The organism is Streptomyces sp. NPDC002870 (assembly GCF_042888505.1).
Lineage (GTDB): Bacteria > Actinomycetota > Actinomycetes > Streptomycetales > Streptomycetaceae > Streptomyces.
Map to the genome: position 1 here is coordinate 72073 of NZ_JBIAPW010000009.1, position 26038 is coordinate 98110.

Consider the following 26038-nt stretch of genomic DNA (forward strand, 5'->3'; position numbering starts at 1 on the left):
CTACAGGGCAGTGAGGATGCGGGGGCCGTCGTCCGTGATCGCCACCGTGTGCTCGGCGTGGGAGGCCCGGCTGCCGTCAGCCGTACGGACCGTCAAGCCGTCCCGCGCCGTGTGGTGGCCGTCCGGCCGCGCCCGCGGCGAGGACCAGCAGCGCGGCGGCCGCGCCCGTGCCGCTGCCGATCACCATGGGCTCGATCGCCGGCACTTGCCGTGGCGCAGCGGCATCCCCCGACCAGGGCGTCCCTCGTTGGGCACGCCGGGTTCCTCGTGCATGTGGCGGCCCACGCCGTGGCCGCCGAAGCCGTCCGGGATGCCGTACCCCGCCGAGCGGCACACGCGGCCGATGGCGTGGGCGATGTCGCCGACCCGACCAGAACCGCGCACGACGAGAACTCGCCGCGCGTCGAGTACGAACTCACCGAGCTCGGCCGCTCGGCGCTCGGGCCGATGGACGCGGCGTGCGAGTGGGCCATGACGCATCTGCCGGAGCTCGCAGAGGCGAGGGAGGCGTACGAGCGCCGACCCTGACGCGCGTGCGTCTCGAACTCCGTCGGCATAGTCTCGGCCCGTGACTCCTGAGGACTTCGCACCCGCCAGGTACATCAGTCTGGCCACGTTCCGCAAAGACGGGACGGGCGTCGCCACGCCCGTCTGGTTCGCGGTGGACGGCGGTGAACTGTTCGTGTGGACGGGTTCCGGCTCCTGGAAGGTCAAGCGGCTGCGCAACGACAGCCGCGTCGTCGTCACCGTCTGCGACGCGCGTGGCCGGATCGCGGAAGGCGCACCGAGCGCGGAGGGTACAGCGCGACTGCTGGATGCCGCCGGGACGGGCGAAATTCGCAAACTGCTTGCCCGCAAGTACACCTGGCAGTTCTGGCTGGTCGACTGGCCGGCCACGGTCGTGCGGCGGGGGAAGCGGCCGCAGACCGGCATCGCGGTGACCATCTGAAAACTGCGCGTAGCAGAGCCGTAACACGCCTGGGGTCGAATGCCAGCGGACTGAAAGGTTCCAGGCGGCGGTTGGGCAGGGGCGGCGATGGCGGTGCATCAACTTCCGGCAGAGGCCGGAGTGTTCGCGCGGTACCTGAAGGGTCTGACCGCGCTCCTCGACCGGAGCGGCGGCTGGTACGGCATCTTCTGGCAGCGTGACCCCGACGGGATGCGCGCCTGTCTGGACGGCGTCGAGATCCCACCCTGGGACGTGGTGGAGGCGCTGCTCCACGACCTCGCGGCGCGGCGCGGGGCGGTGGTCGCGGAACAGGAGTCCGTCCGCGCGAGACACCTCCACGCAGCGTCTGCGGCGGCCCACGACCGGCGGCCGGGCGGCCGCGAGGCGCTGGGGGAGCGGCTGGAGCTGATGCTCCGGGAAGAGGTGTACGCGACGGGCCGGGCGGAGGAGCTGCTGCACCGCCTGGCGGGCGAGCCGGAGGGCACGCCCACGGCGGAGCAGCTGGCCCACGAACTGGAGTGGACCCGCGACGACTACGCGCGAGCGACGTCGCGCGTGGCGGAGCTGCGTTCGAGGCTCGGCGCGCTGGACGCGTCGACGCGGGGCGGACGCCGGGCGCCGGACATCGCGGACGCCGGGTACGGTCCGGGGCCCGGCGGGCGGTCGGCGGCCGAGGGGTATGTTCCCGCACAGGCCGGTCCGGTGGACGCCGGGTACGCGCCGGACGCCGGGTGGCCCGGAGGTGGGGACGTGTCCGCCGCGCCGGACGCCGGGTACGGGCCGGGGCCCGGGGGGCGGTCGGCGGCCGAGGGGTACGTTCCCGCGCAGGCGGGACCGGTGGACGACTGGTACCAGCCGGAGGCCGGGACGGACGTACGGGATACGCCCGGCCCGGCCCGGTCGTACGAGGCCTACGAGCGCCCCGGCGAGCCCGCCGCGCCCGCCGTGCCCGACGGCTGGTTCCGGCCGGCTCCGGAGGCCACCGCGGTCCCGGAGGCCGCAAGCAAGCCCGCCGCCCCCGACGGCTGGTTCCGGCCGGAGCCGGACACCACCCCCGGGCCGGACGTCGCGGGCGCCCCGGCCGGCGGACCCCCGACGCCCCCCGCACCCACCGAACCCCCCGCACCCGCCGCCAAGAAGCGGCGCCCCCGTGGTGCCCGGTTCGCCGGGGTCGAGGACGACGGGGAGGAGATCGCCGCCGTGCCCGTGCTGCCCGTCGCCGGTGATGTGCCGCGCGGGGCGCGGTACGGCGGCGCGGCCGCCGAGCAGCAGGCACCCGCCGCCCCTGTCGCGCCCGCCGGAGCGGACCGGGCCGCCCGGGAGACCGTCGCCGAGCTCGGGCGGCTGAGAGCCGAGGGCCGCAGCGGTGAGGCGCACGCCGTGCTCGTCGAGGCGGCCGCCCGGCCCGCCCCCTGGCTGCCCCTCATCGCCGCCGAGCTGCACCGCGCGGGCCTGGACGCCGACTGGGCCACGCTGCTGTGGGAGACCGCGTCTCAGCCGGCCTTGAGGCTCGCGGCGGCCGCCGGCGCACTCGCCGCGGCCGGCCGTACCGAAGACAGCCGGCAGCTGCTGCGCCAGGGCGTCACCCGCCCCGCCGACGACGTCGCCGACGCCGTACTCGCCCTCGAGGACGAGGGCCGGGAGCCGGAAGCCCGCGCCTTACTGGCCGCCTTCGTACAGGTCCACGCCGCAGAGGACACCGCCAAGATCGCCGACCGCGACCCCCGCCGCCTCGTGCCGCAGCTGCTCGACACCGCCCGCGCGATCTCCGCGGATCACGAGCGTGATCTCGTCCATGCGCTGCGCGTAGCAGGTCATCTCGGTGCGTGAAGCCGTACGGTGTGGACCGCTCGGGTGTGAAACATGATCGACTTTGCGGGTTAACGACGATGGTCTTGCCCCAGTGTGTGACGGGGCTTACGTTCTCTTCCTACGCACGAGCATCTACGTGCGTAGAAGCTCTCTGACGCCCCGCCGAAGGAGCAGCTCATGGCTAACGTCGTACGCGCCGCACTGGTCCAGGCGACCTGGACCGGCGACACCGAATCCATGATTGCCAAGCATGAGGAACACGCCCGCGAGGCCGCCCGCCGGGGCGCCAAGATCATCGGTTTTCAAGAGGTCTTCAACGCTCCCTACTTCTGCCAGGTCCAGGAGCCCGAGCACTACCGCTGGGCCGAGCCCGTCCCGGACGGTCCCACCGTCCGCCGGATGCAGGAGCTCGCCCGCGAGACCGGCATGGTGATCGTGGTCCCGGTCTTCGAGATCGAGGGTGCCGGCTTTTACTACAACACCGCCGCCGTGATCGACGCCGACGGCTCCTACCTGGGCAAATACCGCAAGCACCACATCCCCCAAGTCAAGGGCTTCTGGGAGAAGTACTACTTCAAGCCGGGAAATCTGGGCTGGCCCGTCTTCGACACCGCGGTCGGCAGGGTCGGGGTGTACATCTGCTACGACCGGCACTTCCCGGAGGGCTGGCGTCAACTCGGCCTGAACGGCGCCCAGTTGGTCTACAACCCGTCCGCCACCTCGCGCGGCCTCTCCGGGTACCTCTGGCAGCTGGAGCAGCCCGCGTCCGCCGTCGCCAACGAGTACTTCATCGCCGCCATCAACCGCGTCGGTCAGGAGGAGTACGGCGACAACGACTTCTACGGCACCAGCTACTTCGTCGACCCGCGAGGTCAGTTCGTCGGCGAGGTCGCCAGTGACAAGGAGGAGGAACTGCTCGTACGGGACCTCGACTTCGACCTGATCGACGTCGTACGACAGCAGTGGGCGTTCTACCGGGACCGCCGCCCCGACGCTTACGAGGGGCTGGTGCAACCGTGACCCATCTCTACGACCGCCACAAGGCCGTCATCCCGGACTGGGTAGCGCTCTACTACAAGCAGCCCATCGAGATCACCCACGGCGAGGGCCGCCATGTCTGGGACGCGGACGGCAACCGCTACCTCGACTTCTTCGGCGGCATCCTCACCACGATGACCGCTCACGCCCTCCCCGAGGTCACCAAGGCGGTGAGCGAGCAGGCCGGGCGGATCGTCCACTCCTCGACGCTCTACCTCAACCGCCCGATGGTCGAGCTCGCCGAGCGGATTGCCGCCCTCTCCGGCATCCCCGACGCACGGGTCTTCTTCACCACCTCCGGTACCGAGGCCAATGACACCGCCCTGCTGCTGGCGACCGGCCACCGCCGCTCCAACCAGATCCTGGCGATGCGCAACAGCTACCACGGCCGGTCCTTCTCGGCGGTCTCCATCACCGGAAACCGGAGCTGGTCGCCCACCAGCCTCTCCCCGCTGCAGACGCTGTACGTGCACGGCGGCGTCCGCACCCGCGGCCCCTACGCCCAGCTGTCCGACGCGCAGTTCATCGAGGCGTGCGTGGCGGACTTGGAGGACGTCCTCGGCCAGACCCGGGGCGGAGTCGCCGCGCTGATCGCCGAACCCATCCAGGGCGTCGGCGGCTTCACATCCCCGCCCGACGGTCTGTACGCCGCGTTCCGCGAAGTTCTCGGCCGGGAGGGCATCCTGTGGATCTCCGACGAGGTGCAGACCGGCTGGGGCCGCACCGGTGACCACTTCTGGGGCTGGCAGGCGCACGCCGAGAACGGTCCGCCGGACATCCTCACCTTCGCCAAGGGCATCGGCAACGGCATGTCCATCGGCGGCGTCGTCGCTCCCGCCGAGATCATGAACACCCTGGACGCCAACTCCATTTCGACCTTCGGCGGCTCCCCGGTCACCATGGCGGCGGGCGCCGCCAACCTCTCGTATCTGCTGGAGCACGACCTCCAGGGCAACGCCCGCCGCGTCGGCGGCCTGCTGATCGAGCGGCTGCGGGCCATCGGCGCGGGTGTTCCGGCCGTACGAGAAGTACGCGGCCGCGGCCTGATGATCGGCATCGAGCTGGTCAAGCCGGGTACCGACGAGGCGAACCCGGAAGCGGCATCGGCCGTCCTGGAGGCCGCCCGCGAGGGCGGGCTGCTGATCGGCAAGGGCGGCGGCCACAGCACCAGCGCCCTGCGTATCGCCCCGCCGCTCTCGCTGACCGTCGCCGAGGCGGAAGAGGGCGCCGCCATCCTCGAACAGGCCCTGCACAGCGTCTAGATCGACTGCACAAGAGGGAGCGCACCAGCAATGAGCAGCACCCGCACCCTGATCCGCGGCGGCCTGGTCATCACGGCCGCGGACGAGGTCCATGCCGACGTACTGATCGAGGACGGCCGGATCGCCGCGCTCGCCGCGCACGGCTCAGCCGTCGCCGATGCCTGGACCGCGGACCGCACCATCGAGGCAGCCAACAAGTACGTGATCCCGGGCGGCGTCGACGCGCACACCCATATGGAGCTGCCGTTCGGCGGGACCTTCGCCTCCGACTCCTTCGAGACCGGCACCCGGGCCGCCGCCTGGGGCGGCACCACCACCATCGTCGACTTCGCCGTGCAGTCGGTCGGGCACGCCCTGCGCGAAGGGCTCGACGCCTGGTACGCCAAGGCCGACGGCAAATGCGCCATCGACTACGCCTTCCACATGATCCTCTCCGACGTCAACGAGTCGTCGCTGAAGGAGATGGATCTGCTGGTGGAGGAGGGCATCACCTCCTTCAAGCTCTTCATGGCCTACCCGGGCGTCTTCTACAGCGACGACGGGCAGATCCTGCGCGCGATGCAGCGCTCCGCCGCCAACGGCGGGCTGATCATGATGCACGCGGAGAACGGCATCGCCATCGACGTCCTGGTGGAGCAGGCGCTCGCCGCGGGCCACACCGACCCGCGCTACCACGGCGAGGTGCGCAAGGCCCTCCTCGAGGCGGAGGCAACCCACCGCGCCATCCAGCTCGCCCGGGTCGCCAGCGCCCCCCTCTACGTCGTCCATGTGTCGGCCGAGGAAGCCGTCGCCGAGCTCGTCGCCGCCCGCGACAAGGGCCTCAACGTCTTCGGCGAGACCTGTCCGCAGTACCTCTTCCTCTCCACCGACAACCTCGCAGAGCCGGACTTCGAAGGCGCGAAGTACGTCTGCTCAACTCCCTTGCGCCCCAAGGAGCATCAAGCCGCGCTCTGGCGCGGACTGCGGACCAACGACCTACAGGTCGTCTCCACCGACCACTGTCCCTTCTGCTTCGTCGGCCAGAAGGAACTGGGCCGCGGCGACTTCTCCAAGATTCCCAACGGGCTGCCGGGCGTGGAGAACCGGATGGACCTCCTCCACCAGGCGGTCGTCGACGGACACCTCACCCGCCGCCGCTGGATCGAGGTCGCCTGCGCGACCCCGGCCCGGATGTTCGGCCTGTACCCGAAGAAGGGCACCATCGCGCCGGGCGCGGACGCCGATGTGGTCATCTACGACCCGCACGCCGAGCAGACCCTCTCGGTCGAGACCCACCACATGAACGTCGACTACTCCGCGTACGAGGGCAAGCGGATCACCGGCCAGGTGGAGACCGTGCTCTCGCGCGGCGAGGTGGTCATCGACCGGCGGGAGTTCACCGGCCGGGCGGGACACGGCCAGTACACCCCCCGAGGCACCTGTCAGTACCTGAACTAGGAGCTCCACGTCATGGACTTCGGACTCGTCCTGCAGACCGACCCGCCGGCCTCTGCCGTCGTCTCACTGATGCGACGCGCGGAACGCAACGGCTTCCGCTACGGCTGGACCTTCGACTCGGCGGTGCTCTGGCAGGAGCCATTCGTCATCTACAGCCAGATTCTCGAACACACCCAGAAGCTCCACGTCGGACCCATGGTGACCAACCCCGGGACCAGAACCTGGGAAGTCACCGCCTCCACCTTCGCGACGCTGAACGACATGTACGGCAACCGCACGGTGTGCGGCATCGGGCGCGGCGACTCCGCGATGCGCGTCGCCGGCCGTAAACCCAACACCCTGGCCAGGCTCGGCGAGGCGATCGGCGTCATCCGCGACCTCGCCGAAGGCCGGGAGGCCGTGGTCGACGGGCAGCCCCTCCGACTGCCCTGGGTCCGGGACGGCAAGCTGCCGGTATGGATGGCGGCGTACGGGCCCAAGGCGCTGGCGCTCGCGGGCCAGAAGGCCGACGGGTTCATCCTCCAGCTCGCCGACCTGTATCTGACCGAGTCCATGGTCAAGGCGGTCCGTACCGCCGCGACGGACGCCGGGCGCGACCCGGACTCCGTCACCATCTGCGTCGCCGCACCCGCATACGTGGGCGACGACATCGAGCACGCCCGCGAACAGTGCCGCTGGTTCGGCGGCATGGTCGGCAACCACGTCGCCGACCTCGTGTCCCGCTACGGAGAGCACTCCGACCTGGTGCCCGACGCCCTCACCTCGTACATCAAGGCACGCGAGGGCTACGACTACAGCCACCACGGCCGCGCCGGGAACCCGTCCACGGACTTCGTCCCGGACGAGATCGTCGACCGCTTCTGTCTGCTCGGCCCGGCCGAGGCGCACATCGAGAAGCTGAAGGCGCTGCGCGAGCTGGGTGTCGACCAGTTCGCGGTCTACAACATGCACGACGCGAAGGAAGCGACCATCGACGCGTACGGCTCCCAGATCATCCCGGCACTCAACCGCTGAAGGAGCCGACGCAGATGGCCGAGACCGTTCCACCCGCTCCGGCCGGTGGCTCGATAGACGAGTCCGCGGGCCGCGTCGAGCTCGCGCCCGGCGCCGTTCCCCCCGACAGCCGCTTCGTCAATGACGATCTGCTGCCCGTCCCGGTCGCGAAACGCCGCTGGACCACGTACAACTTCGCCGCGCTGTGGGTCGGCATGGCCCACAACATCCCGTCCTGGCTGCTCGCTTCCGGCCTGGTCGCCCTCGGCATGGACTGGAAGCAGGCGGTGTTCACCATCGGCCTGGCCAATCTGATCGTGCTCGTGCCGATGCTGCTGACCGGGCACGCGGGACCGAAGTACGGCATTCCCTTCCCCGTCCTCGCGCGCGCTTCCTTCGGGCTGCGCGGAGCGAACCTCCCGGCGCTGGTCCGGGCCGCAGTGGCCTGTGCCTGGTTCGGCATCCAGACCTGGATCGGCGGGCAGGGCATCTTCATCCTGCTCGGCAAGATCTTCGGCGGCTGGACGAAAGCGGCCGAGGTCGGCGGGCAGCCGTGGACGCTGTGGGTGTGCTTCGTGATCTTCTGGGCGGTCGAACTGGCCATCATCTACCGGGGGATGGAGACGCTGCGGCGGTTCGAGAACTGGGCCGCGCCGTTCGTCATCGTCGGCGCGCTGGTCCTGCTGGTGTGGATCACCGCCAAGGCGGGCGGCCTCGGACCGCTCCTCGACCAGCCTTCGAAGCTCGGCTGGGGTGCCGACTTCTGGCCGGTCTTCTTCCCTTCGCTGATGGGGATGATCGCCTTCTGGTCGACGCTGTCCTTGAACATTCCGGACTTCACCCGCTTCGGCAAGGGCCAGCGAGCCCAGATCTGGGGCCAGACGCTCGGTCTGCCGACGACGATGACCCTCTTCGCGCTGCTGTCGGTCTTCGTCACGTCCGGCTCCCAGGCGGTGTACGGCGCGGCGGTCTGGGACCCGGTCGCGCTCGCCGCCAAGACCGACAACGTCTTCGGCCTGCTCTTCGCCCTGGTGACCGTGTTGATTGCGACGATCTCGGTGAACATCGCGGCCAACGTCGTCTCACCCGCGTACGACCTGGCGAACCTGGCGCCGAAGCTGATCAACTTCCGTAGGGGGGCGCTGATCACGGGCGTCGTCGGCGTCCTGATCATGCCGTGGAAGCTGACCGAGACACCCGAGCTCTACATCTTCACCTGGCTCGGCCTCGTCGGCGGTCTGCTCGGCACGGTCGCGGGCATTCTGATCGCCGACTACTGGATCATCCGCCGCACGGTCCTCGACCTGGCCGGCCTCTACACGCCGGGCAGCCGCTACTGGTACACCTCCGGCTGGAATCTGCGCGCCGTTGCCGCGTTCGCGGTCGGCGGGGTGCTGGCGGTGGGGGGCTCGCACTCGGCGAAGGGGAAGGGGCCGTTCCCCGAGGAGGGACTGATCCCCGTCCTCAAACCCCTCGCGAACTACGGCTGGGCGGTGGGGCTCGCCGCGGCGCTGGTGCTCTATGTGGTGCTGATGCTGCCGGTGGCCCGCGCGGCCCGGGACTCAGGCCCCGGGTATTGAGGCCCCGGGGTCTGAGGCCCCGGGTATTGAGCCCCGGGTTGAGCCCCGGGTATTGAGGCCCCGGGCATCGAAGCCCCGGCGTTGAAGCCCCGAGGCAGAGCGCGCGGCGGCCAGGGGTCAGCGGCTTTCGCGTTGTGCCTCCACGATGTGGCGGACCGTACGGTCCGCGCTGCTCGCGCGCCGCTGGACGCGTTCGGAGAAGCCCGGGAACTGGCCGGCGATCGCGGTGAGCACCTTCATCTCGACGGGGGCGACGTTCAGTTCGGCCCGGTCCTGCTCGATGGCGCGGACGACGCCCGCGACGACCTGCCGGGGTGAAACCGTGCGCAGTCCCGCCGGGGCATCCGCTCCGGTCGCAGCGAACATGCCCGCGTCCCGTACGAACCCGGGCTGGACGATCGACACGCCGACCCCGTGCTCGTGCAGATCCTGGCGCAGCGCGAGGGCGAAGCCGCGCAGGCCGAACTTGGTGGCGTCGTACAGCGCGGAGTACTTCGTCGCCGTCTTGCCCGACATCGAGCCGACGAACGCCAGGTGGCCCCGACGTGCCTCGACCATCGCCGGGGCGAGCAGCCGGGCGAGCATGGCCGGGGCGCGAAGGTTGACCGCGAGGGCGCGGTCGATCTGCTCCGGGCTGTAGTCCAGCAGCTCACCACTGGAGGGCAGGGCGGCATTGGCGATCAGGATGTCCGTGCCGGCGGCCTCGCGGGCGAGCCGTTCCACGTCGTCCGGGTCGGCGAGATCGGCGACGACCGTGCGCGCGCCATAGCGGTCGGCGAGTGGTTTCAGCGCCTCGGGGCGACGGCCGGTCAGTATCAACTTCGTGCCCATGGCTGCCAGTTCGGCGGCGAGCGCGCCGCCGATGCCGCCGGTGACCCCGGTGAGCAGAACGGTTGCTCCGGTGATGCGCATCTGGTTACCCTCCAGTTCTGTTCGTTCGAACGAACAATAGGGAGGTGGGGCGGTCGTGTCCACAGGAGATTCCGGCGGACTGGCAGAGCACACACGCGAGTTGACGGACGGTCGGACGACGTCCGAAGCGCTGGTGAAGAGCGCGATCGAGCGCATCGAGGCCAGCCAGTCCACCATCAACGCCTTTCGCTGGGTGCGCGGCGATGCGGCGCTCGCGGAGGCCAGGGACGCGGACCGGCGCCTGGCGGCGGGAGAGCGGCTGCCGCTCCTCGGCGTGCCCCTCGCCGTCAAGGACGACACCGATGTGGCAGGGCTGCCCACCCTCTTCGGCTGCTGCGGCGAGCTCGCCCCGGCCGCCACGGACGGCGAAGCGGTACGCCGCCTCCGCGCGGCCGGGGCCGTGATCGTCGGCAAGACCAACTCCTGCGAGCTCGGCCAGTGGCCGTTCACCGAGGGACCCGCCTTCGGCGCCACCCGTAACCCCTGGTCCACCGACCACACCCCGGGCGGTTCGTCCGGCGGCTCGGCGGCCGCCGTCGCCGCCGGCCTCGTTCCCGCCGCGCTCGGCTCCGACGGGGCGGGATCGGTCCGCATCCCGTCTGCCTGGTGCCACCTCGTGGGCATCAAACCGCAGCGCGGCCGCGTCTCCCTGCACCCCTACGCCGACGCCTTCCAGGGGCTCGCCGTCAACGGCCCGCTCGCCCGCACCGTCGCCGACGCCGCGCTGCTGCTCGACGTGGTGCAGGGCCCGCACCCCGAGGACCTGCACCGCCCGGACGCCGTCAGCGCCTCCGCCGCCGCCCGCCGCGACCCGGGCCGGCTGCGCATCGCTCTGGCCTGGCGGCCCCCGCTCACCCTCACCCGCACCGCGCCCCACCCTGAGGTGCGCCGCGCGGTCACCGCGCTCGCCGAAGCGCTCGCCCGCCTCGGCCACCATGTGGAGGAGGCCCGGCCGCGCTACGGCCTGATCGGCCTCGCCTTCGTGCCGCGCGCCACCGCGGGCATCGCGGAGGTCGCCGCCCTGCACCCCGACCCCGCCCTGCTCGACCCGCGCACCCGCCATGCCATGCGCAACGGCCGCCGGCTCGGCGGCCGCGTCGTGCGCGCCGCCCGCGCCCGCGAGGCCCGCCAGCACGCCAGGATCGGCGCGATCTTCGACTCGTACGACATCGTCCTCACCCCGACCACCGCGGCCCCGCCCCCGCGCATCGGCGCCTTCGACGGACTCAGCGCCTGGCGCACCGACGCGACGATGGCGGCCGCGTGCCCGTACGCCTGGCCCTGGAACGTCCTCGGCTGGCCCGGCGTCAACGTCCCCGCCGGACTCACGGCCGACGGACTGCCCGTCGGCGCGCAGCTGCTCGGCCCTGCGGGCAGCGAGGAACGGCTGATCTCGCTCGCAGCCCAACTGGAAGCCGACCAGCGGTGGTACGAGAAGCGGCCGCCCGCCCCGGTGATCCCCGGGAGCGTGCCGGTGGAACAATGACCGGCATGTCCAATCCGGCCCGCTCCGCCCCGACCCGGCAGCGCATCATCACCGCCGTCCTGCACATCATCGGCAAGGACGGGGTCGCGGCGGTCACCAACCGGCGGATCGCCAAGGAGGCCGGGGTCTCGCTCGGCTCGGTCACGTACCACTTCGAGACCCAGCACGAGCTGCTGCGCGAGAGCCTGCTGCACTTCGTTCGCGAGGAGACCCGCCGCTTCACCGAACTGGCGGACCAGTGCCAGAGCGACGGCGTCGACATCGACGGCGCCGCCGCCCTGGCGGGCCAGGTGGCGGGCGGCACCGCCTTCGACAGCGAGCACATCGCGCCCTTCGAGCTGTACGTCCAGGCCGGGCGCGACGAGCGGCTGCGGGAAGCGGCAGCCGAGGCCTTCGCCGCGTACGACCGGCTCGCGGCGCAGATCCTCACCGGCCTCGGCGTCCCGGACGCCGAACGCCTCGCCGCGACCACGGTCGCGCTGGTGATGGGCCTTCAACTGCGCAGACTGGCGACGGGCGACCCGGCCGACGACCTGGTCGACGCGCTGCTGCTGCTCGCGCGGGGAGCGGTCGGCCACGAGGCAGGGCGGTAGTCGCCGGGGCGCGCCCGCCGTGAGCAATCAAGGCCCGTGCCTTTCCGCTCATTGCTAACCTGCTGGCCACTGCACTTGTGCCTCGGCCTGGCCTCCAGGCTGGGCGCGCGAGACGCTCTGCGCACCCACGACGCCGTAAGCCGCTTCATCGCCGAGCACGCCTCCGCCCCGTCGCGTTTCCCGGCGCTTGTGCCCGACGCCGGAGGAGGCGCGGACATCGCATCCAGTCTCGTGCCGTTCGCTGCCGCATCCACGCGGACTCTCCGTGCCCTTGGCTTGGCCGTCGAGGAGGTGGCCACGACGGCACCGGAGCCGACTGCCGTGGAGGCACCAGCACCAGCACCAGCACCAGCACCAGCACCAGCACCGGCACCGTCGCCGGGGCAGACCATTGCGCTGGAAGCGGTGACCGAGGTGAACCTGTGCTCAATGTCCGTCGTGGACCCGGGGAGCTGGAGCATCGGCCGTACTTCTTCCTGAGTTACGCGCACACCCCGCGGTACGGGGCAGGCGGCCCGGACCCGGACATGTGGGTGAAGCGGCTCTTCCGCGATCTCTGCGGTCATGTCATGGCGATGACGGATCTTCCGGCCGGCGCGCCCGCCGGCTTCATGGACCGCGAGATCCGATCGGGGGAGGGCTGGTCCGAGCGGCTCGGTGAAGTCCTTGCCACCTGCCGGGTGTTCGTCCCGCTGTTCTCGCCGCGGTACTTCGCCAGCGAGATGTGCGGCAAGGAGTGGTACGCGTTCGCGCAGCGGGCGATCTACCACCAGGCGAAGAGCAACCGGCCGGCGGAGGCGATCGTGCCCGTGCAGTGGGTGCCGATGTTGCCGGAGCAACTGCCGGGTCCCGCCGAGCGGTTGCAGTTCAACCACCGGGCCTTCGGCGACCGCTATGTCACCGACGGCCTCTACGGCCTGATCAAGCTCCGAATTTTCCGCGAGGAATACGAGACGGCGGTCTATGAACTCGCCAAACGGATCGTCAGCATGGCGGACACCACCCACTTCGCCCCTGGTCACCCCGTCGACTACCGGCACGCGCCCAGCGCCTTCGGCAAACCCGGCGGCGGACCCCGGCCGATGCATGTGACCGTTGTCGCGCCCACCAGGCACGATCTGTCCGACGGGCGCGCCTCCGACTACTACGGTACGCACCCGCAGGACTGGAATCCGTACCATCCGGACTCCGCACGGCCGTTGGCGTATGTCGCGCAGGATCTCATGCGCTCACTCAACTACCAGGCCACGGTCTCCTCGTTCGACCAGGAGACGCCGTCGGATCTCAGCCAGCCGCCCACCCGGCCGGAGTTACTGCTGGTCGACCGCTGGGCCTTGGAGGACGAACAGCTGCGCGCACGGCTCGCCGCCTTCGACGCTGAGCCGCGGCCCTGGGTGAGCGTCGTCGTCGCATGGAACCGCGACGACCCGCAGAGCCGGGTGTCCGAGGCAGAGTTGGTCCAGAAACTGGAGCGGACCATGCCCCATCAGATGCGGCAGGGCCGCGCCATCTGCCGCGCGGCCGCCAGAGGAGTGCTCAGCATGGAGGCCTTCGGGCAGATCCTGCCGCAGGTGGTGGAGTCGGTCGCCCAGGAGTATCTGCGGCACGCCGAGGTCTACCCGGCTACCCCGCCGCTCGGCGGGGACCGGAGCGAACGGCCCAGGTTCCGCGGCCCGATGGCCGAGTACGGCACCACCGAGTACTCCACCCACATCCCCTGGAGCCCTGACGTAGAAGACTCCTAGAGAGCCGGGCTAGGTGGCGATGGCGGTGGTCATCTTCCGGCGGATGGGGCCGATCGTGCTCGCCAGCCGCAGCAACGTGCGGAAGCCGGCCAGCGCGAACCTGTTGTCCGCCACGCCCTGTTCCAGGTTGCGGTTGGCTGCCGCGACCGTGGTGAACGCCGCGTGGTCCAGCATGGTTTTCTCGTACGCGCCGACGGCGATGGTGTACTTCGGAGTGGTGCGGGGTCAGGCAGTGGCGAGAATCAGGTCCGTCGCCTTGCGGTAGGTGCTCTCGGTCCTGCCGTCCAGCGACTCGTGCGTCGCGATACGGAAGATCAGCGCGCGGACGAGCAGTTGACGCCAGTCGGGCAGATGCGACCACCGCTCGAGCAGCGCGGCATCGGCCTCGTACCAGCACAGCGCGTCGACGGCGACGACCGCGGAGGCGTAAGCCGCGGGACGCCAGTAGGGCGGCCAGTCGATGATCGCGGGAGGCCGGCCCGGCTCGAAGAGGACATTGCCCAGCAGATCCCCGTGGACAGCCTGGGCGGGGGCGTCGACGGTGCCGCGCTCGGCGAGGAGGGGCGCCAGCAGGGGGAAGTCCGGGGCCTCCTCGGTCTCCTGCCAGGCCAGCCGGTCCGCGCGGGACCAAGGGGTGTCGCGTACGTGGAGGAAGCGCGGCCTGGGCAGGTGCGCCAGTGCCGCGTGGAAGGCTTCGCCCGCCCGGATGACCTCGTCGGCGCGGTGCGGATCGGTGGATCCGCCGACCTGCCGCCACGCCTCCCAGCCGTGCACCGCCCAGGATCCGTCCGTCGCCGGCACCGGGCGGGCGACCCGGAAGCCGGGTGCCTCGGGCAGATGGTGCAGGACGCCCGCGCGCCACGCGGTCTCCGGCTCCATCGCGGCGGGCTTGAGCACCAGCGCGCCGGAGCGCCAGGCCGAGCCCTGGCCGCCGGGGAGGGGGACCGGTGTTCCGGCGGCCCCGAACGCGGCGAGCACGGAAGAGGATGGGGCGGGGGACTGGCTCATGGCCGGGGAGCGTAGGCGGCTAGCCTGCACGGACGCCGAACATTTTCTCTGTGCCCGATGAATTCGCGGTGCCGCGCGGGCCCGTTCGACGAGTACCGGCGAATTCTGTTGAGTACCGGCGACACAGCGACAGCTTCCCCAGCTCCTTCTACCCGCGCGGCATGCGGCCGGGCAGCGTCACCGTCGAGTCCCGTACGGACCCGGGCGTCATCGCCGGGCTGCGGCTGCGTGGCCATGACGTCACCGTCGGCGACGCCTGGTCGGAGGGCAGGCTGTGCGCGGTCGCCAGGGACCCGCGCACGGGTGTGCTGTCCGCCGCGGCGAACCCCAGGGGAATGCAGGGTTACGCGGTGGGGCGCTGAGCCGACAGTGGGATGTCAGCGGGCCGTGCTTAGCTGGAGGCATGATCGATGACTTCCTGAACGGTGATCTGTCCGACGTAGAGGAGGCGGTCCGCAAGGCGGCCGCCACCGAGATCACGCCGCGTTACCGCCAGCTCGCCGCCCACGAGATCGTCGAGAAGACCGGGCCGCACGACCTGGTGACCATCGCCGACCGCAATGCCGAGGAGCACCTCACCGCCTCCCTGACGGCCCTGCTCCCCGGCTCCGTCGTGGTCGGCGAGGAGGCGGTGCACGCGGACCCGTCCGTGTACGAGGCGCTGCAGGGCGACGCGCCCGTCTGGATCGTCGACCCGGTCGACGGCACACGGCAGTTCGTCCGCGGCGAGCCGGGCTTCTGCACACTGGTCGCCCTCGCCCTGCGCGGCGAGGTGCTGGCCTCCTGGACGTACGCACCGGTGCTCGAGGAGATGGCGACAGCGCTACGGGGCGGCGGCGCCCACCTCAACGGCATGCCGCTTCTGGCGGGTTCACCGGCGCCGGGGGCGGCGCTGGAGGTGGCCATGTCCCACCCGGACTACACGACCCCGGACCAGAAGCATGCACTGCTCGGCCTGAACGTGGACGGGGTGCACGCACGGCCCTGCGGCTCGGCGGGCCTGGAGTATCTGGGCGTGGCGCGGGGCCGGCTCGACGCGGTCGCATTCTCCTGGGAGAACGCGTGGGACCACGCGGCGGGCCTGCTCCTGGTGACGGAGGCGGGCGGGGCGCACACCACGGTGGCGGGCAAGCCTTTCTCCATCGCGGGCGGCAACGCACTCCCGTTCACGGCGGCGCGTGACACGGCGACTGCGCTGCGGATACGGAGCCTGCTGGCTGGGTGACCGCCCGGTGTGAGTCGCCCCGGGCGCGGATTCCAGCGCCGTCGCCGTCGTCAGCGCGCCCTTCTCGTTCAGGCACCACACCCTCGCGTCCGCGTGCAGGGACTGCACCAGGACGCCGAACGCGCGGGACAGGCAGAGCGACACATGCAGCGCATCTCCCGTGCCCACCGACTTGGCGGCGGCCTCCACGGAGAACTCCGCCTCCCACGCGGCGTCGATCAGCGCCCGGCGCAAGGCCTCCGGGTACTGCTGCGCCTGTGCCCGCAGCTCCGTCAACTCGCCCTCCGTGTCCGCCAGTACCACGCCCAGCGCCACCTCGCCCGCGTACGCCGGCGACCAGAAGCCCAGCGGATGCCCCGGCTGTACGCCCGTCTCGTAGCGGCCGGCCCGGCAGTCCGCCCAGACCCGCTCCACCCGGTCCAGGTCGCGCAGGATCCAGTCCACTCGCGTGCCGTCGACGGACAGCCACGCGCCGCCGTTGACCCACGGACCCCAGCCCCCGGGCCCGGCGACCTCCACCGGCCCGCCGGTCACCTCCGCGGCGAGGGACGCCAGGGCACCGGCATCCACCGAACCCCGGTAGTAGACGCCGAGGTCCCAGTCGGAGTCCGGGCGGTGCGATCCGCGGGCGCGGCTGCCGCCCAGCGCCACCGCACGCACCCCGCCCACCCCCGTGAGCTGCCGCGCCATCGCTTCGATCTTGGAATTCATCGCGCCGGACACTACCCCGGCTCCCGCTGTCGGCGCCCCGGAATATCCTGGGGACCTTGGCCATCGGCTGACAAAGGAGTCCGAAGGTGCCGTCGATGCTCGATGCCGTCGTCGTGGGGGCGGGACCCAACGGGCTGACCGCCGCTGTCGAACTGGCCCGCCGCGGGTTCTCCGTAGCGGTCTACGAAGCCATGGACACGATCGGCGGCGGAGCGAGGACCGAGGAGCTCACCCTCCCCGGCTTCCGCCACGACCCGTGCTCCGCCGTCCACCCCCTCGGCATCGGCTCGCCGGCCTTCGCCGCCATGCCGCTCGATCGGCACGGCCTGGAGTGGCTGCACCCCGAGCTGCCGCTCGCCCACCCCTTCCCCGACGGCACCGCCGCCGTGCTCAGCCGCTCGGTCGGCGAGAGCGCGATGTCGCTGGGAGCCGCCGACGCCGGGGCGTACCGCCGGCTCGTCGCCCCCTACACCGGCCACTGGGACACCCTCGCCGCCGACTTCCTGCGCACCCCGTGGGACGGGCTCCCCCGTGACCCGTTCCGCCTGGCGCGCTTCGGGCTGACCGCGCTCCAGCCCGCGAGCTGGATCGCCCGCCGTTTCGGGGGCGAGCGGGCCCGCGGGCTGTTCGCCGGTCTCGCCGCCCACGCCATCGCCCCCACCAGCGGTTTCGCCACCGCCGGCATCGCCCTGTGCTTCGCGCTGGCCGCGCACGAGAAGGGCTGGCCGGTGCCGCGCGGCGGTTCGCAGGCGATCTCCGACGCCCTGGCCTCGTATCTGCGCGAACAGGGCGGTGAAATCCATACGGGCACGGAGGTCAAGCGGCTGGACGAGCTGCCGCCGGCCCGGGCGTACATCTTCGACACCTCGCCGACCGCGCTCGCCAGGATCGCCGATCTCGGCCAGGCGTATCAGCACTATCGGTACGGCGCCTCCGCGTTCAAGATCGACTACGCCCTGTCGGGTCCGATGCCGTGGACCGCGCAGGAGGCCCGCGTGGCCGGGACCGTGCACATCGGCCCCACCGCCGGCGAGATCGATACGGCCCTCAGCGCCGCGGTCGCGGGCGCCGCCCCCCGGGTGCCCTTCCTGATCACCTCCCAGCCGAGCGTGATCGACCCGTCCAGGGCCCCGGCGGGCAAGCACGTCCTGTGGGCGTACGGGCATGTGCCGGCCGGCTGGGAGGGCGATGCCACCGAGGCCATCGAGCGGCAGCTGGAACGCTTCGCGCCCGGTTTCCGCGACCTCGTGCTGGCCCGAGCCGTGGCGGGACCGCCCCAACTCGCCCAGCGCAACGCGAATTACATCGGCGGTGACATCGCCTGCGGGGCGTTCGCCGGGCTGCAGACGCTGATCCGTCCCAAGCTCGCCCGCGTCCCGTACGCCACCGCGCACCCCTCGGTCTTCATCTGCTCGTCCGCGACCCCGCCGGGCCCCGGCGTGCACGGCATGTCGGGCCACCACGCGGCGAAGGCGGTGTGGCGGCGTCTGAGGGCGGCCGGGTGACCCCCGTCGGAGAGATGATGGCGGTATGACAGACCAGTCGCCCGCCATCGTCCTCGTACGGGGAGACATCACCCAGCAGCATGTCGACGCCATCGTCAACGCCGCCAACTCATCACTCCTCGGCGGCGGCGGAGTCGACGGCGCCATCCACCGCCGCGGCGGGCCCGAGATCCTGGCCGAGTGCCGTGCCCTGCGCGCCTCGCACTACGGCAAGGGCCTGCCCACGGGCCAGGCCGTCGCCACCACCGCGGGTCGCCTCGACGCGCGGCATGTGATCCACACCGTCGGCCCCGTCTGGTCCCGGCAGGAGGACCGGTCCGCCCTCCTCGCCTCCTGCTACCGCGAATCGCTGCGCGTGGCACAGGAGCTGGGAGCCGAGACCGTCGCCTTCCCCGCCATCTCGACCGGCATTTACGGCTGGCCGATGGACGACGGCGCGCGCATCGCGATCCGTACGGTGCGCGAGGCGGCAGCGGCGCCCGTCGCCGAGGTACGGTTCGTGCTCTTCGACGAGCAGGCGTACAAGGTCTTCGAGGCGGCCCTGGCAGAGCAAGGTTGATGTCGTTTTCTCGCCAGCCCTGACCTCCCTCGTGCCTGATGCTTGAGCCATGCACACCGACACCGAGCGCTGCGTACGCGCCGTCCAGTCGAAGGACGCCCGCTTCGACGGCTGGTTCTTCACGGCCGTGCTGACCACGCGGATCTACTGCCGCCCGAGCTGCCCCGTCGTGCCGCCGAAGGTCGAGAACATGACCTTCTACCCGAGCGCCGCCGCCTGCCAGCAGGCCGGATTCCGGGCCTGCAAGCGCTGCCGCCCCGACACCAGCCCCGGCTCCCCGGAGTGGAACGCCCGCGCCGACGCCGTCGCCCGCGCCATGCGCCTCATCCGGGACGGCGTCGTCGACCGCGAGGGCGTGCCCGGACTCGCCGCGCGCCTCGGCTATTCCACCCGCCAGATCGAGCGCCAGCTCCTCGCCGAGCTGGGTGCGGGACCGCTCGCCCTGGCCCGCGCACAGCGCGCCCAGACCGCGCGCCTGCTCATCGAAACCACCGGCATCCCCATGGCCGAGGTCGCCTTCGCCGCCGGTTTCTCCTCCATCCGTACCTTCAACGACACCGTCCGCGAAGTCTTCGCGCTCGCCCCGGGCGAACTGCGCACCCGCGCCGCCCGCAGCAGGTCCACACCCCCGCAGACCCCCGGCGTCATCGCACTGCGGCTGCCGTACCGCGCACCGCTCAACCCGAGCAACCTCTTCGGACACCTCGCCGCGACGGGCGTCCCCGGCGTCGAGGAGTGGCGGGACGGCGCATATCGCCGCACCCTGAGCCTCCCGTACGGACACGGCATCGTCGCCCTCACCCCGCACCCCGACCACATCGCCTGCCGGCTCTCCCTCACCGACCCGCGCGACCTCACCATCGCGATCAGCCGCAGCCGCTGGATGCTCGACCTGGACGCCGATCCGGTCGCCGTCGACGACCAGCTGCGTACGGACCCGCTGCTCGCCCCGCTGGTGGACAAGGCACCCGGCCGACGGGTGCCGCGCACCGTCGACGCGGCGGAGTTCGCGGTACGGGCGGTGCTCGGCCAGCAGGTCTCGACCGCCGCGGCCCGCACCCACGCCGCCCGGCTGGTCACCGCGCACGGCCAGGTGATCGACGACCCCGAGGGCGGCCTCACCCACCTCTTCCCGTCCTCCGCGGCGCTGGCGGCGCTGGACCCGCAGACGCTGGCGCTGCCCCGCAGCCGCCGCGCCACTCTGACGACCCTCGTCGACGCCCTGGCCGACGGCTCGCTGCAGCTCGGCCTCGACAGCGACTGGGAACGGGCCCGCGCCCAGCTGATCGCGCTGCCCGGTTTCGGCCCCTGGACGGTCGAGGTGATCGCGATGCGGGCACTGGGCGACCCCGACGCGTTCCTGCCGGGCGACCTCGGGATGCGGCGCGCGGCGGCCGAGCTCGGTCTGCCCTCCACGCCCGCCGCTCTCACCGAGCGCGCCGCCGCCTGGCGGCCCTGGCGCGCATACGCCGTGCAGTACCTGTGGGCCACCGACGGCCATCCCATCAACCACCTCCCCGTGTAAGGAAGTCCGGTGAAACAACACACCGTCACGGACAGCCCGTACGGTCCGCTCACCCTCGTCGCCACCGACGGCGTGCTGAGCGGGCTCTACATGACCGCGCAGCGCCACCGCCCCGACGAGGAGACCTTCGGCGAGCCGGACCCCGCTCCGTTCGGCGAGACGATCCGCCAGCTCGACGCGTACTTCGCCCAGGAGCTCAAGGAGTTCGACCTGCCGATGCGGCTCGAAGGAACGCCCTTCCAGCAGGGTGTCTGGGACCAGCTGCGGAAGATCCCGTACGGCGAGACGCGTACGTACGGGCAACTGGCCGAGGCGCTGGGCAATGTCGGGGCCTCCCGCGCGGTGGGCCTGGCCAACGGCAAGAACCCGATCGGGATCATCGTCCCGTGCCACCGGGTCATCGGCTCGACCGGAAGCCTCATCGGCTACGGCGGCGGACTCGACCGCAAACAGCGGCTGTTGGCGTTCGAGTGCGGCATGCCGGACGATGCGCTGTTCTGAGAACGACGCGCCGTTCCGGCCGGGGAGCCGGGGCTCAGCCCCGGACCTCCCCCATAGCCCTTCGGGCATGGGAGGTGCCCCCACCCCCTACGCCCTGCGGGCGTGGGGGACCCCCACTCCTCAATCGCCGGAGGGGCTGGAATTCAGCCGCTTCAGCAGCGCGGGCAGCCCCGTGCCGATCGGCTCGCGGACGACCTCGTCCGCCAGTTCGTCGTAGGGAGTCGGCTCGCCATTGACGATCGCGAGCCGCGCCCCGTGCTCCGCCGCGATCCCCGCGAGCGAGGCCGCGGGCTGCACCTGCAGGCTCGTGCCGACCGCGATGAAGACCTCGCTCGCCTTGGCGATCGCCATCGCCTCTGCCAGCACCACCGGATCGAGCCGCTCCCCGAACATCACCGTCGCCGACTTCAGGATCCCGCCGCACGCACGGCACGGCGGGTCCTCCTCACCGGCCTCGACCCGCTCCAGCGCCTGGGCCATCGGTGAGCGGGCGTGGCAACGGGTGCAGGTCACCGTGCGCGCCGTGCCGTGCAGTTCGAGCACCTTGCGCTCTGGCATGCCCGCCAGCTGGTGCAGCCCGTCGACGTTCTGGGTGATCACCCGGACCGCGACCCCGGACTGCCGGTCCAGCTCGGCGACGGCCAGATGCGCGGCGTTCGGCCGGGCGCGCCAGGCGGTGCTGTCGCGCCGCATCTGCCAGGAGCGGCGGCGGATGTCCGGATCGGCCATGTAGTAGTCGTACGTGACGAGCTTCTCGGCCTCCGGATCGCGCCGCCACAGGCCCTTCGGCCCGCGGTAGTCGGGGATGCCGGAGTCCGTGGAGATGCCGGCGCCGCTGAGGATCGCGACGAGAGTCATGCCGCGAGCGTACGCAGCGGGCCCCCACGGAGGCGAGTCGATTTGGCCGGTCAGGCGGGCGGCAGGCCGTTCTCCAGCTCCACTGGCCCGGTGCCCGCCTCCAGCGCGTCGAGAGCGGCCAGCACCCGGTGGCCGAGCGAGCCCAGCAGATACTCGCGGATTTCGTCACGGGGCACCAGCCGCCAGGAGAGCAGCTCCTCCTCCTGCAGCCGGATTGCCTCGATCCGCGACTCGGTCAGCACCCCGCCGTCGTACACATACGCGGCGATCGGCGGCCGCGCCACGCCTGGCACCCAGTCGACCGCCAGCAGCGTGCCCAGCTCCACATCGAGCCCGATCTCTTCGAGCGTCTCCCGCCGCGCCGCCCGCCGCGGGGTCTCGCCCAGGTCCGACTCGACGGTCCCGCCGGGCAGCGCCCACCCCTCGCGGTAGTTGGGCTCGACGAGCAGCACGCGCCCCTGGCCGTCACGGAAGAGCACGGCGGCGCCGGCGAGGATGCGGGGGAGGGATGCGATGTACGTGGCGTAGTCAGAGGAAGTCACTCGGGGAAGCGTAGTGGGGGCCGAGCCACCGCAGCGGTCTCGCGTCAACTCGCGGAGAGCGCCGCCAACCGCACCGTACGCTCGGCGAGTTCGCTGATCCTCGCGCCGTCGAAACCGAACACCGCGCTGCGTACGCGGTCCTCCAGGGGGTCCGTCCAGTGTGCGGGGATGGCGGCGGCGCCGCGCAGCACACCTGCCACCGAGCCCGCCGTCGCTCCGTTGGAGTCGGTGTCCAGTCCGCCGCGGACCGTGAGGCTGATGGTGGAGGTGAAGTCACCGGCGCCGTACAGCAGTCCGGCCGTGATGACGGCGGCGTTCGGAACGGTGTGGATCCAGCCCAGGTGGCTCGTCTGCTCGGCCATCTCGGTGAGCGTGTCGGACCAGGGTGATCCGGAGGCGTACAGAGCGGTGGTGTGGCGTACCGCGCGGGCGAGGCGGCAGCTCGCTGGGACGCGTTCCAGCGCCGTCTCGATCGCCTCGCGCGGGCTGTTCGCGGTGAAGGCGGCGGCGATCAGGGCGGCTGCCCACATCGCGCCGTACACGCCGTTGCCGCTGTGCGAGAGGACCGCGTCGCGGCGGGCGAGCGCGGCGGCGCGGTGCGGGGAGCCGGGGCAGGTCCAGCCGAAGATGTCGGCGCGGATGAGGGCCCCGATCCACTCCTGGTAGGGATTGTCGTGGGTGGCGGTGAGCGGGGGGCCGAGTCCGTTCGCGAGGTTGCGGTAGGCGGCCCGCTCTGCGGTGAACGTCTGCAGGAGCGGGAGGTGCAGCAGCCAGGCGTCGCCCACCTGCTCGGTGGTGAAGCCGAAGCCGTGGGTCTCGAGAAGGTGCAGGCCGAGGATCGTGTAGTCCACGTCGTCGTCGCGGCAACTGCCGTGGATCCGGCCCCTCACGCACTCGCGCCATTCGGGCCGCAGCTCGAAGTCGCCGGCGTCCGCGTCCGGCGGGGGCTCGGGGATGTAGTCGGTGAGGGGGAGGGCGTCGGTGCGGCGCAGATAGCGGTCGATGCGATCGCGTGTCCAGTAGTCGCCGAGCTCGACGGGCTTGCCGAGCATGTTGCCGGCGACTCTGCCCAGCCAGCCGCCGTGGATCCGGTCGGCGAGCTCCGAGTGAGGTAGGCCCATAGGTCCGGTTTACCGAAATGCCGCCGGATCTGCGCGGTGGTGGGCGACCGGGCCGTGGGGTGGCACGCCCGCAGACCGGGCGGATAGGGTCGGAGCGGCGCGACTGCCTGTTCGAAAGCAAGGGATAGCAAGGTGACGAACGGAGCAGTTATTCAGCCCGCGCACGTCCTCGTCGCGGCTGACAAGTTCAAGGGCTCGCTCACGGCCGTACAGGTCGCGGAGCGGGTGAGGGCGGGCCTCCAGCGGGTGGTGCCCGGTCTGGCGGTCGAGACGCTGCCCGTCGCGGACGGCGGCGACGGCACCGTCGCGGCGGCGGTGGCGGCGGGATTCGAACGCCGCGAGGTCCGGGTGACCGGGCCGCTCGGGGAGCCCCTGACGGCGGCGTACGCCCTGCGGGACGGCACCGCGGTGGTGGAGATGGCGGAGGCGTCGGGCCTCCAGCACCTGCCGGCGGGTGTGTTCGCGCCGCTCACCTCGACGACGTACGGCTCGGGCGAGCTGCTCAGCGCCGCGCTCGACGCGGGGGCGCGGACGATCGTCTTCGGCGTCGGCGGCAGCGCGACGACGGACGGCGGCGCGGGCATGCTGGCGGCGCTCGGCGCGCGCTTCCTGGACGCGGCCGGCGAGCCGGTCTCCCCGGGCGGCGGCGGTCTGCGCGACCTGGCGTCGGCGGACCTGTCCGGCCTCGACCCGCGCTTCAAGGACGTGGAGCTGGTCCTCGCGAGCGACGTGGACAACCCGCTGACGGGGCCGAAGGGGGCGTCGGCGGTGTACGGACCGCAGAAGGGCGCGAGCCCCGAGGACGTCGCCACGCTTGACGCGGCGCTCGCCCATTACGCGTCCGTCCTTCAGGCGTCCGTCGGCTCCAAGGCCGCCGAGTACGCGCTCTTGCCCGGCGCGGGCGCGGCGGGCGGGATCGGCTACGGCGCGCTGGTCGGCCTCGGCGCGAGCTTCCGGGCGGGTATCGAGGTCATGCTCGACGTGCTCGGCTTCGCCCGGGCGCTGTCGCGGGCGACGCTGGTGATCACGGGCGAGGGTTCCCTCGACGAGCAGACCCTTCACGGCAAGGCCCCGGCGGGTGTGGCGGCGGCGGCCCGCGCGCAGAACATCGAGGTGGTGGCGGTCTGCGGCCGTCTGGCGCTGCTGCCGGAGGCGTTGGGCCGCGCGGGCATCCGGCGGGCGTACGCCTTGACGGAACTGGAGCCGGACCCGGCGCGGAGCATGGCGGAGGCGGGACCGCTGCTGGAGCGGGTGGCGGAGAACATCGCGAGGGATTTCCTGACGTAGGAGGGCCCGGGTGCGGGCGGGTCTTTTCCCGGCACAGGCACCGGCCCGGGCACCGGCCCGGGCAACGGCCCCGGCACCCGGGACCGGGCCCAGGCGCCGAGCCCGCACCCCGCATTCCCGCCGAGCCGCACCCCGCAGGCCCCCGGGTCAGCACGCCAGAGCCCGCCCCCCCAGAGCCCGCCCCCCAGGGACCCTCACCCCAGCCGGAACGCGTCCAGCGCCAGCGTCATCTCGATCAGGTCCCGCGGGCGCGACAACGACCTCGACGTCAGCTGCTCCAGGCGGCGCAGGCGGTTGAACACCGTGTTCCGGTGGCAGTACAGCCGCGTCGCCGCCCGCCCCGCCGAGCCCCCGCACTCCAGCCACGCGTCCAGCGTCTCCAGCAGCACCGCGCGGTCCGCCGGGTCCAGGTCCAGGAGCGGGCCGAAGACGTCCGCGATCAGGCGGGCCGCCAGTTCCGGCTGGCTCACCACCAGCGCCGTGGGGTACATCCGGGTCGTGGGCGCGACGTACGACATCGAGACGATCAACGCGGTCGACTATCTGCTCAGCCAGAAGCGCGTCGCCAAGGGCGACAAGATCGGTCATGTCTACTTCGAGGGCGACTACGGCGAGAACGCTCTGAAGGGCGCCAAGTACGCGGCGCAGCAGGCCGGTCTGACCATCGTCGAGCAGAAGATCAAGCCGACCGACAACGACATGTCGGCGCAGGTCTCCGCGCTCAAGAAGGCAGGCGTCAAGGCGGTCCTGATCAGCGCGGGGCCGCGCCAGGCGGCATCCCTGGTCGGCGTCGCCGCGGCGGGCGGCTTCAAGGTCCCCATGATCGGCAACAACTCGGCCTTCGCGCCCCAGCTGCTGGGCACTCCGGCGGCGCCCGCGCTGACGAAGGACTACTACGTCGCGGCCTCCACCCTCCCCATCGGCGCGCCGGACGCGGGTCCGGCGAAGCTGGCGAGGGAGTACAAGGCCGCGTACCCCAAGGACGGTTTGGACAACGGCGTGGTCGCGGGCTACACCGCCGCGAGCGTGTACGGCGAGGTCCTCAAGAAGGCCTGCGCGGACAAGGACCTGACCCGGGCGGGCATCGACAAGGCGCTGCTGACCCTGACCTCGTACGACAGCGGCTTCGGCATCACGCACGACTTCTCCGACCCCGCTGCCCCCTCCACCCGGCAGAGCCTGATCATGAAGCCGGACAGCAAGGTCCCGGGCGGTCTGAAGGTGGTGCAGCCCGCGACGGTGGCGAAGGCGGCGGAGTCGTACAAGGCGGGTGGCTGACCTCCGGAACCGGGGGGCCCGCCCTTCGGGCGTTGTCCTCAATCTCCCCCGGACGGAGTCTGGGGGAGATTGAGAGCGGGGGCCGGGGCGGAGCCCCCGTCGGGTCCGCTG

Annotated in this window: 22 protein-coding genes and 5 pseudogenes; 18 read left to right on the forward strand and 9 right to left on the reverse strand. The window is 71.9% G+C overall.

Annotated elements, in window-relative coordinates:
- Positions 1 to 447, reverse strand: a pseudogene (locus ACFYWY_RS13790) (M24 family metallopeptidase); the annotation flags it as partial.
- Positions 448 to 568: 121 nt separating this feature from the next.
- Between ACFYWY_RS13790 and ACFYWY_RS13795 the strand changes: the two are divergent.
- The 7 genes from ACFYWY_RS13795 (at position 569) to ACFYWY_RS13825 (ending at position 9071) form a co-directional block, all read left to right on the forward strand.
- Complete coding sequence (locus ACFYWY_RS13795) at positions 569 to 949, forward strand: PPOX class F420-dependent oxidoreductase (RefSeq protein WP_389184651.1); 381 nt, start codon at positions 569 to 571, stop codon at positions 947 to 949.
- Between the two features lie 87 nt (positions 950 to 1036).
- Entirely contained in the window at positions 1037 to 2779 is a 1743-nt protein-coding gene (locus ACFYWY_RS13800; protein ID WP_389184654.1) for a hypothetical protein, read from the forward strand.
- Positions 2780 to 2938: 159 nt separating this feature from the next.
- Positions 2939 to 3781, forward strand: coding sequence for a nitrilase-related carbon-nitrogen hydrolase (locus ACFYWY_RS13805; RefSeq protein WP_389184657.1), 843 nt, complete (start codon positions 2939 to 2941; stop codon positions 3779 to 3781).
- Positions 3778 to 5061, forward strand: a complete 1284-nt coding sequence (locus tag ACFYWY_RS13810) for an aspartate aminotransferase family protein (protein WP_389184660.1) — start codon at positions 3778 to 3780, stop codon at positions 5059 to 5061. The genes ACFYWY_RS13805 and ACFYWY_RS13810 overlap by 4 nt, the downstream gene beginning before the upstream one ends.
- A 30-nt stretch (positions 5062 to 5091) precedes the next feature.
- A complete protein-coding gene (gene hydA / locus ACFYWY_RS13815) occupies positions 5092 to 6498 on the forward strand; it encodes a dihydropyrimidinase (protein WP_389184663.1) in 1407 nt (468 codons plus the stop codon).
- A gap of 12 nt (positions 6499 to 6510) precedes the next feature.
- Positions 6511 to 7512, forward strand: coding sequence for a TIGR03842 family LLM class F420-dependent oxidoreductase (locus ACFYWY_RS13820; RefSeq protein ID WP_389184666.1), 1002 nt, complete (start codon positions 6511 to 6513; stop codon positions 7510 to 7512).
- A gap of 14 nt (positions 7513 to 7526) precedes the next feature.
- The gene (locus ACFYWY_RS13825; RefSeq protein ID WP_389184669.1) at positions 7527 to 9071 is read left to right on the forward strand and encodes an NCS1 family nucleobase:cation symporter-1; all 1545 of its coding nucleotides are present in this window, start codon (positions 7527 to 7529) and stop codon (positions 9069 to 9071) included.
- 117 nt (positions 9072 to 9188) lie between these two features.
- Here ACFYWY_RS13825 and ACFYWY_RS13830 read toward each other — a convergent pair whose 3' ends face one another.
- A complete protein-coding gene (locus ACFYWY_RS13830) occupies positions 9189 to 9983 on the reverse strand; it encodes an SDR family NAD(P)-dependent oxidoreductase (RefSeq protein WP_389184672.1) in 795 nt (264 codons plus the stop codon).
- A gap of 55 nt (positions 9984 to 10038) precedes the next feature.
- Here ACFYWY_RS13830 and ACFYWY_RS13835 point away from each other — a divergent pair, with 55 nt between their 5' ends.
- From ACFYWY_RS13835 to ACFYWY_RS13845, 3 genes are all read left to right on the forward strand, one after another.
- Complete coding sequence (locus ACFYWY_RS13835; RefSeq protein ID WP_389184675.1) at positions 10039 to 11469, forward strand: amidase; 1431 nt, start codon at positions 10039 to 10041, stop codon at positions 11467 to 11469.
- Positions 11470 to 11474: 5 nt separating this feature from the next.
- Entirely contained in the window at positions 11475 to 12062 is a 588-nt protein-coding gene (locus tag ACFYWY_RS13840; protein ID WP_389184678.1) for a TetR/AcrR family transcriptional regulator, read from the forward strand.
- Between the two features lie 422 nt (positions 12063 to 12484).
- Positions 12485 to 13807 (forward strand): TIR-like protein FxsC, encoded by a 1323-nt coding sequence (locus ACFYWY_RS13845; protein ID WP_389184681.1) that lies wholly within the window; start codon positions 12485 to 12487, stop codon positions 13805 to 13807.
- A gap of 9 nt (positions 13808 to 13816) precedes the next feature.
- Here the strand turns inward: ACFYWY_RS13845 and ACFYWY_RS13850 are convergent, their stop codons facing one another.
- Positions 13817 to 13981: a hypothetical protein gene (locus ACFYWY_RS13850; RefSeq protein WP_389184684.1), complete on the reverse strand. Its 165-nt coding sequence runs from the start codon at positions 13979 to 13981 to the stop codon at positions 13817 to 13819.
- Positions 13982 to 14032: 51 nt separating this feature from the next.
- Positions 14033 to 14815: a TIGR02569 family protein gene (locus ACFYWY_RS13855; RefSeq protein WP_389184687.1), complete on the reverse strand. Its 783-nt coding sequence runs from the start codon at positions 14813 to 14815 to the stop codon at positions 14033 to 14035.
- A 122-nt stretch (positions 14816 to 14937) separates the two neighbouring features.
- On the opposite strand from ACFYWY_RS13855, the pseudogene ACFYWY_RS13860 reads away from it, so the two are divergent.
- Both ACFYWY_RS13860 and ACFYWY_RS13865 read left to right on the forward strand, forming a co-directional pair.
- Positions 14938 to 15177: pseudogene (locus tag ACFYWY_RS13860) on the forward strand (gamma-glutamyltransferase family protein); the annotation flags it as partial.
- A gap of 41 nt (positions 15178 to 15218) precedes the next feature.
- On the forward strand, positions 15219 to 16040 hold the full coding sequence (locus tag ACFYWY_RS13865; RefSeq protein ID WP_389184690.1) for an inositol monophosphatase family protein: 822 nt from the start codon (positions 15219 to 15221) through the stop codon (positions 16038 to 16040).
- A gap of 21 nt (positions 16041 to 16061) precedes the next feature.
- Here ACFYWY_RS13865 and ACFYWY_RS13870 read toward each other — a convergent pair.
- A pseudogene (locus ACFYWY_RS13870) lies at positions 16062 to 16751 on the reverse strand (nucleotidyltransferase domain-containing protein); the annotation flags it as partial.
- An 86-nt stretch (positions 16752 to 16837) separates the two neighbouring features.
- On the opposite strand from ACFYWY_RS13870, the gene ACFYWY_RS13875 reads away from it, so the two are divergent.
- From ACFYWY_RS13875 to ACFYWY_RS13890, 4 genes are read left to right on the forward strand one after another with little or no spacing between them, the layout of a single operon-like run.
- On the forward strand, positions 16838 to 18256 hold the full coding sequence (locus tag ACFYWY_RS13875; protein WP_389184693.1) for a phytoene desaturase family protein: 1419 nt from the start codon (positions 16838 to 16840) through the stop codon (positions 18254 to 18256).
- A 25-nt stretch (positions 18257 to 18281) separates the two neighbouring features.
- Positions 18282 to 18815, forward strand: coding sequence for an O-acetyl-ADP-ribose deacetylase (locus ACFYWY_RS13880; RefSeq protein WP_389184696.1), 534 nt, complete (start codon positions 18282 to 18284; stop codon positions 18813 to 18815).
- Positions 18816 to 18864: 49 nt separating this feature from the next.
- Entirely contained in the window at positions 18865 to 20340 is a 1476-nt protein-coding gene (locus ACFYWY_RS13885; protein ID WP_389184699.1) for a DNA-3-methyladenine glycosylase 2 family protein, read from the forward strand.
- A gap of 9 nt (positions 20341 to 20349) precedes the next feature.
- Positions 20350 to 20841 (forward strand): methylated-DNA--[protein]-cysteine S-methyltransferase, encoded by a 492-nt coding sequence (locus ACFYWY_RS13890; protein WP_389184702.1) that lies wholly within the window; start codon positions 20350 to 20352, stop codon positions 20839 to 20841.
- 120 nt (positions 20842 to 20961) lie between these two features.
- Here ACFYWY_RS13890 and ACFYWY_RS13895 read toward each other — a convergent pair whose 3' ends face one another.
- From ACFYWY_RS13895 to ACFYWY_RS13905, 3 genes are read right to left on the reverse strand one after another with little or no spacing between them, the layout of a single operon-like run.
- Positions 20962 to 21699 (reverse strand): NAD-dependent deacetylase, encoded by a 738-nt coding sequence (locus tag ACFYWY_RS13895; RefSeq protein ID WP_389184706.1) that lies wholly within the window; start codon positions 21697 to 21699, stop codon positions 20962 to 20964.
- A gap of 50 nt (positions 21700 to 21749) precedes the next feature.
- Complete coding sequence (locus ACFYWY_RS13900) at positions 21750 to 22241, reverse strand: NUDIX domain-containing protein (RefSeq protein WP_389184709.1); 492 nt, start codon at positions 22239 to 22241, stop codon at positions 21750 to 21752.
- Between the two features lie 44 nt (positions 22242 to 22285).
- Positions 22286 to 23362 (reverse strand): ADP-ribosylglycohydrolase family protein, encoded by a 1077-nt coding sequence (locus ACFYWY_RS13905; RefSeq protein ID WP_389184712.1) that lies wholly within the window; start codon positions 23360 to 23362, stop codon positions 22286 to 22288.
- A 132-nt stretch (positions 23363 to 23494) separates the two neighbouring features.
- Here ACFYWY_RS13905 and ACFYWY_RS13910 point away from each other — a divergent pair, with 132 nt between their 5' ends.
- Positions 23495 to 24649: a glycerate kinase gene (locus ACFYWY_RS13910; protein WP_389184715.1), complete on the forward strand. Its 1155-nt coding sequence runs from the start codon at positions 23495 to 23497 to the stop codon at positions 24647 to 24649.
- Between the two features lie 194 nt (positions 24650 to 24843).
- On the opposite strand, the pseudogene ACFYWY_RS13915 reads toward ACFYWY_RS13910, so the two are convergent.
- Positions 24844 to 25134: pseudogene (locus ACFYWY_RS13915) on the reverse strand (PucR family transcriptional regulator); the annotation flags it as partial.
- Position 25135: 1 nt separating this feature from the next.
- Here ACFYWY_RS13915 and ACFYWY_RS13920 point away from each other — a divergent pair.
- Positions 25136 to 25927: pseudogene (locus tag ACFYWY_RS13920) on the forward strand (ABC transporter substrate-binding protein); the annotation flags it as partial.
- Positions 25928 to 26038: the final 111 nt, after the last annotated feature.